Source organism: Saccharopolyspora spinosa NRRL 18395, assembly GCF_000194155.1.
Taxonomy (GTDB): domain Bacteria; phylum Actinomycetota; class Actinomycetes; order Mycobacteriales; family Pseudonocardiaceae; genus Saccharopolyspora; species Saccharopolyspora spinosa.
The window spans coordinates 232,799-239,250 of record NZ_GL877880.1; the positions used below are offsets into that span (position 1 = coordinate 232,799).

Annotated in this window: 7 protein-coding genes and 1 pseudogene; 6 read left to right on the top strand and 2 right to left on the bottom strand. The window is 66.7% G+C overall.

Going from position 1 to position 6,452, the window contains the following annotated elements:
- The first annotated feature begins 67 nt into the window (after positions 1 to 67).
- Entirely contained in the window at positions 68 to 1,927 is a 1,860-nt protein-coding gene (locus SSPN_RS0131755) for a dynamin family protein (RefSeq protein ID WP_010312983.1), read from the top strand.
- Positions 1,928 to 2,135: 208 nt separating this feature from the next.
- Here SSPN_RS0131755 and SSPN_RS52450 read toward each other — a convergent pair whose 3' ends face one another.
- Both SSPN_RS52450 and SSPN_RS0131765 read right to left on the bottom strand, forming a co-directional pair.
- Complete coding sequence (locus SSPN_RS52450; RefSeq protein ID WP_010312985.1) at positions 2,136 to 2,444, bottom strand: hypothetical protein; 309 nt, start codon at positions 2,442 to 2,444, stop codon at positions 2,136 to 2,138.
- A 307-nt stretch (positions 2,445 to 2,751) separates the two neighbouring features.
- Complete coding sequence (locus SSPN_RS0131765) at positions 2,752 to 2,964, bottom strand: HC3 family zinc finger protein (protein WP_010312986.1); 213 nt, start codon at positions 2,962 to 2,964, stop codon at positions 2,752 to 2,754.
- A gap of 112 nt (positions 2,965 to 3,076) precedes the next feature.
- On the opposite strand from SSPN_RS0131765, the pseudogene SSPN_RS60680 reads away from it, so the two are divergent.
- The 5 genes and pseudogenes from SSPN_RS60680 to SSPN_RS46840 all read left to right on the top strand — a co-directional run.
- Positions 3,077 to 3,919, top strand: a pseudogene (locus SSPN_RS60680) (helix-turn-helix domain-containing protein).
- On the top strand, positions 3,916 to 4,104 hold the full coding sequence (locus SSPN_RS52455; RefSeq protein ID WP_010312993.1) for a DUF397 domain-containing protein: 189 nt from the start codon (positions 3,916 to 3,918) through the stop codon (positions 4,102 to 4,104). The pseudogene SSPN_RS60680 and the gene SSPN_RS52455 overlap by 4 nt, the downstream one beginning before the upstream one ends.
- 134 nt (positions 4,105 to 4,238) lie before the next feature.
- Entirely contained in the window at positions 4,239 to 4,637 is a 399-nt protein-coding gene (locus tag SSPN_RS0131780; RefSeq protein ID WP_237710856.1) for a hypothetical protein, read from the top strand.
- Between the two features lie 37 nt (positions 4,638 to 4,674).
- Positions 4,675 to 5,196, top strand: a complete 522-nt coding sequence (locus SSPN_RS46835; RefSeq protein ID WP_010312997.1) for a DUF3558 family protein — start codon at positions 4,675 to 4,677, stop codon at positions 5,194 to 5,196.
- 19 nt (positions 5,197 to 5,215) lie between these two features.
- Positions 5,216 to 6,452: hypothetical protein (locus SSPN_RS46840; protein WP_044576085.1), on the top strand; the 1,237-nt coding region annotated here is incomplete at its 3' end.

Consider the following 6,452-nt stretch of genomic DNA (forward strand, 5'->3'; position numbering starts at 1 on the left):
CCGCGGCCGGGGACAATTCCCGAGTTCGAGCGCGGTCCAGGCAGGTAACGAGAGGAGCGGGGCGGACATGACGCCGACTGCACCGGGTGTCGCGGTCGCCGCGACCCTGCCGCAGCAGGTCAAGCAGGCCAGGGAGAAGCTGCACGCGGTGCTGCGGGAAGCCGACCCGAGCGCCGCCGAGTGGGTCGAGCAGGTCCGGCGCGGCCGCCCGAAGACGCCCAGCGTCGTGGTGGTCGGCGAGACCAACCGGGGCAAGAGCTCACTGGTCAACGCCCTGCTCGGGCATCCGGGTCTGTCCCCTGTGGACGCCGATGTGGCCACCGCCACGTACCTGCAGTTCACGCACGGCGAGCAGTGGGCGGCGCACGCCTGCTACCCCGGCCAGCAGGAGCCGGTGCCGTTCGACCTGGCGCAGCTGCCGAGCTGGGCGGGCGCCGGCCGCGACCTGCCCGAGGGGCAGCTGCCGCCGCGCTACGTTCAGATCACCGCGCCGATCGAGACGCTGGCCCGGGTGATCGTGGTCGACACCCCCGGCGTCGGCGGGCTGGACGCCCTGCACGGTGAGCTGGCGATGGAGGCGGCCGCCTCGGCGACGGCGCTGCTGTTCGTCGTCGACGCGTCGGCCCCGTTCACCAGGGGTGAGCTGGAGTTCCTGCAGAGGGTCGCCGAGCGCGTCGAGACCGTGGTGTTCGCGCTGGCCAAGACCGACCAGCACCGCGGCTGGCGGCAAGTCCTGGAAGCGGACCGGAGACTGCTGGTGGAGCACGCGCCGCGGTTCGCCGACGTGCCGATCTTCCCGGTGTCCGCGCGGATGCAGGAACTCGCCGCGAAGGCACCCAGCGAACAGGCCGCGGAAATGCTGCGCGAGAAGTCCGGCATCACCGAGCTGCGCACCGAGCTGGAACGGCTGATCGGCGGCCGGTCCGCGATGCTCGGCGAGGCCAACACGATGCGCGCGCTGTCCACTGTGCTCGGTGAGCTGGCCGCGCGGCTGGAGGCGGAGAAGCGCGCGCTGACCGTCGGCGAGGACGAGGCGGAGTCGCTGCGCGCGCGGCGAGACGAGCTGACCACCGCGCGGCGCTCGTCGACCCGCGGCTGGCAGGTCAAGCTGCGCGGCGAGATCCAGCGCACCCGCGTCGAGACCAGCCACGAGGTGACCCGCCAGGTACGGGAGGTGCAGAACTGGTTCCGGCGAGCGATCGACGGTGCCAACCGCAACCAGCTCGCCGAATTGCCGCGGCAGGTCGACGTGGCGTTGCAGATGGCGTCGAGCCGGGTCGCGGCCATGCTGTCCGCGCGGCTGGCCACGGTCGCCGAACAGTCGTTGAAGGAGCTGTTCTCCGCTGAGGAGCTCGACGTGATCCGCTCGCAGTTCGCGCGCGGGTTGCAGGCGCCGATCACGTTGCGCCCCCCGGACAAGCGACCACCGACCGCCGAGGACAAGCTACTGGTGTTCATGGGCGTCTCCGGCGGGCTCGGCGTCGGCCGGGCGGCGGCGATGCCGTTGGCGGGCTTGGGGATCGCAGCGCTGAACCCGGTGGTGCTGCCGGTGACGATCGTGCTCGGCCTCGGGGCGGGCTGGTGGATGGCGCGGACCCGCAAACACGCGGCCGACAAGCAGCACTTGAAGCAGTGGCTGACCGAGGCCATCGCAGACGCCCGCTCGGCGCTGGACCAGCTGGTCGCGGAGCAGTTGATCGAGGCGGAGCAGCAGCTGTCGCTGGCCCTCGACGACGCCCTGACCAGGCGCATCGAGGCGATCGAGGGGGAGCTGCGGGAGGTGGACAAGGCCCTGAAGATGGACGCCGCCGAACGCAGCCGCCAACTCCAGACGGTCAACCGCCGCCTCACCGAAGCGACCACCGGACGGGAGCGCGCGGAGAACCTCCTCGCCAGCATCCGCAACCTCCGCGACACCGCAAGCTGATCCGAACGAACCGACCGGGCCTAAAGCCCGGTTGCGGGGCGCCGGTGACCGAGCGCGCGGGGAGGCGCGTGGGGAGGGCGCGTTCGCGCCCGGTCACCGGGCAAGGGCCGATGCGGCGGAGTTCGGGGAGGACACCGCACCAACCCAGCTGGGTGATTTTTTTCGAGGTGAGGGGCACCCTTGGGCACCTCTCACCTGACGGTGTGGTTCAGGTGTGGAGGTGGTGGCGTCCAGTGGGCTCGTCTGGGCTTTCGGGTTTTTCGGGGGCGTCTGGGTCTGTGGTGGGGAATTTCGTTGGTATGTGGGGATGTTCTTGTTCCGCGCGGTGTTCTTCAGGCACGACGCGGGTTTCGGCTTCGATGTCGGCTATGAGGTGCCAGACCGTATAGGCGCCTTCGCCGCCTCCGGCGTGCTGGGCTGTTGAGAACGCGATGGCTCTCGCGGGCAACTGGGTGGTGAGCAGGGCGAGGATCAGCAGGTTGAACAGGACGAACGTGCTGAGCTGAATCCAGAACATCGGTGGTTTTCCTTCGGTTGGGCGAGGGGTGTCAATTTCGCGAGAAATTGGCGTTCATCCGGGGTGACGGTCAATTTCTCGCGAAATTGCGCCGTCCTCGGGTGGTCACAGGCGGGTGGTGAGGGTGTGCCAGCAGCGCATGCAGGTGTCTTAGGATCAGCAGGTTGAACAGGACGAACGTGCTGAGCTGAATCCAGAACATCGGTGGTTCTCCTTCGGTTGGGCGAGGGGTGTCAATTTCGCGAGAAATTGGCGTTCATCCGGGGTGACGGTCAATTTCTCGCGAAATTGCGCCGTCCTCGGGTGGTCACAGGCGGGTGGTGAGGGTGTGCCAGCAGCGCATGCAGGTGTCTTCGCGGATCCAGTCCACTTCGGACCGATCATGCAGGTCTGCCGCGCCCGCTTCCTTCCCGCAGAACGCCTTCACCCGCTCCTCGCGCGGAGCTTTCGTTGCTGCGATGGGAAACGCGTGGCGACCACCCGTGACCGGGCGCCAGACGTAGGTCAAGTAGTCAGACATCGGGATCTCCCCTCGAAGATGTTGAGGCAAGTTTGCCCGAGCTCGGGCAAACTGATCAACTACACGAAAGAGCGAGATCAAACGGGTGGTCGGTCACTCGTAAGCTGTGCCCATGTCGGACACCCCACGAGCACGCGCTCTGGCGAAGGAACTTCGAGCCGCCCGCAGTGCGGCGGGCTTGACCGCACGGGAGCTTGCTCGCGCGCTGGGCTGGTCCGAGGCAAAGGTCAGCCGGATCGAGACTGCGCGGCGCGGAATCCTGGTGCAGAACGTCGAAGCGATCCTCGACGTCCTCGGCATGAAAGGCGGAGATCGCGAACGCCTGCTGAAGATGGCCCGCGACATCCGCGAACCGGCATGGTGGGAGCTCGGCCGCGAGCTACCTCAGCAGCTGACGGCTCTGATCGATGCGGAGCAACGCGCTAAGACGATCACTGACGTAACGCTCAACGTACTGCCCGGATTGCTTCAAACCAGGACATACACACGGACAGTGATGGAAGCGTCCGGTGTTCCCGAGGATCGGATCGACGACCACGTGTCGATTCGATAAGTCAGGCAAGGGATTCTGAGCAAACGAAATCCAGCAACGCTGCGTTGCTTCATCGATGAAACCGCCATGACGAGGCCAATCGGCGGTGCCAAAGTGATGGCCGATCAACTGCAAAAGATCATCTCTGCCGTCAAGGAGCCGAACGTCACGGTCCGGGTAATCCCGCTGTCCATTGGTGCGCATGCGGGTTTGAGCGGCACTTTCGTGCTCTTCGAGTTCGGCAAGCCTCGTCCCGTCGTGTACCTCGAAGCGCGGCGGTCGGGTGCGTTCATCGACGAGCCAGATGACGTAGCGCTGTTCTTCGATGCAGTGGAGAGATTGGAAGATCACGCTTCCGACCTGGAGGCCTCGCAGGAGATACTGCAGAAGTACCTGGAGCAGTACGAGAGCGAGGCGAAATGACGCCTGAGTTAACCGGCTGGCGCAAGTCCAGCCGTAGCGCGGCCGAGGGCAACTGCGTCGAGGTGGCTTTGACGCCGCAGGTGGTTGGCGTTCGGGATACGAAGGACCGGGATGGCGCTGTGTTGGTGTTTCCCCGGTCGCAGTGGGCGACATTCGTCTCAGGATTGCGGGCTCGCCGCTGGTGAATTGGGCCGTCCGGGGGTTTCGTGGAGACGTTTCGCGAATGTTGTCCGGGCCGGGACCTAGCGCTTGTACTCTCTGCGTTCGTGATCACACCACTGTGTAACCAACGGTGATCAGGGACGCGGAGGGGGCTGCGTTGACCACGGGGATGGAAGGCTTAGCCGCAGGAGTAAGCGCGCTGGCCGGACAGGCGGAGGGGCTACGCGCAGCGGTCGACAGCGGCCAGCTCGTCATGGACCCGGAGGCGGCTGAACGGGTCGCCAAGGTCTACGACGAGAAGGCCGAAGCGCTGTTCGGCCTCCGAAGGAACACTCGCCAGCTTCTCGCGAACGGAGCCTACGGCAACTGCTTCATCGGTCGCGCCATGAACCAGAAGTTCAGCGACAAGGTCAACGCGCCTGAAGTGGGCTTAGTTGCCATCTTGACCAAGGTCGAACAGATCTTGCGGGACATGGCAAAGGCATACCGAGATTCGGCAAGAGACATGCGCGACAAGGACGAAGAGCATGCCCGCAACCTGAAACGGAATTTCTGATCTGATGGTGGTTATGCGTACGACACGATTCACGGCTGTGGCTGTCGGTGCTGCGGCGGGCCTGCTCCTCGCAGGGTGTTCTGCCAGCGATAACACCGCCGGTCAGACACCAAGCACGCAGAATGCTGCGCAGTCTTCATTTGCCGGATTCGATCCCTGCTCTGTCCTATCGCAGCCAGAACTGCAGCACTACGGCGTCAGCGAACCGGGCGAAGCCGTAGACCAGGGAATCGGAGAGCCTGGCTGCTCGTTCAAGGCCGACGGCGGTGATTACCTTCTCACGATCTACACGGCTGAAAAGTCTGACCGCACGTACTGGGAGCAGCGGCGGGGCAACTTCGGTGTCTTCGAGTCGAACCAGGTCGGCTCCCACCAGGGAATCAAGGCAATTGAACAGGGTGCGGGCGGGCAGGGTGGCTGCCGCCAGATCATCGAGTCCGGTGGCGGCTCGGTCTCGGTAGATATCACTTTCCGCTCCGACAAGATCCAGGGTGACGACGTGACTTGTGCGAAGGCGATGGAGATCGCGCAGGTTGTTGAGCCGAAGTTGCCGGGGTAGGCCGGTCGAGGGGAACGACATGGGGAACTGGTTCACCGATGGGGCCAGGGAGTTAGGGGGCTCCGCCTCCGATCTGTGGGCCGGTATGACCGGTGGCGAAACGCGGGCTCAGGAGCAGCAGCGGATTCGCCAGCAGCTCTCCACCGCAGCCGGTGAGAAGCAGCGCGCCGACTTGGCCCAGCAGCAACAGGGTCTCCAGATCGACGGTACTGACCCGGCGTCGATCGGCCAGCACGACAACTGGAACGACTGGGACCAGGCGCGGCTGGCCAACCAGCTCAAGCCTTCGTTGCAGGTCGACCAGATCAACGCCTCCGGCCGTGCGTGGGTGACGCTCGGCGAGCAGATCGCCGAGATCTTCGCCGACCTGGACTCCAAGGCTCGCGACGCTGCTCGTGACGGGATGCGGGGGAAGGCCGCCGATGCCGGGCTCGATGCTGCCAAGCCGCTGCAGGATTGGGGGCAGCAGTTCGGTGACTCGGTTCGCGGGACTGGCTTGAAGATCCAGGAGGCTGGGGTCGCCGCCGGGCAGACCAAGGCGCAGCTACAGCCGCCCGAGGACTACAACGGCACCCGCACCGCGTTGGCGACGGTGCTCAGCCCTGCTGGCGGAATCATGGACGCCGGCGCGCAGATCCGGGAGCGTGCCGAGGCCGACAAGCAGGCTCGGCAGATCGTGCAGAACGTCTACACCCCCGGCTACACCGCCGTGGACTCCAGCACCCCGACGTTCCCGCCGCCGGTCGACCCACTGAACCCACCACCACCACCGCCACCCGACCAGGACCGCAACACGCAGAGCATTTCCAGCAACACCCCGACCAGCGCCGACCGAACCGGCACGAGAACCGGCACGAGAACCCGCAGCACGCCGGACATCCCGAACGGCCCCGGACCGTCCAGTGTGGACCCGCGTGGCATCGGTGACGGTTACCGCCCGCCCGCGCAAAGCGGCTCCCAGTGGACGAATCCGCCCACACCGACGATGCCCGGCCCCGGCCTGGGTCTCACTCCATCCGGCGCACAACCGCCCGGCGGCGGCTTCATCGGCGCCATGCCGCCCGGCGGCGGCGCGGGCGGCCTTGGCCCGGGCGGTCGCGGTGCCGGTGGCATGGGTGCAGGCGGTCGCGGCGCAGGAGATTTGGGCGCTGGTGGCCGGGCCGGTGCTGGCGGTCCCGGCCTTGGCGCGGGCGGCCGGGCCGGTGTCGGCGGTCCCGGCCTTGGCGCGGGCGGCCGGGCCGGTGCTGGCGGTCCCG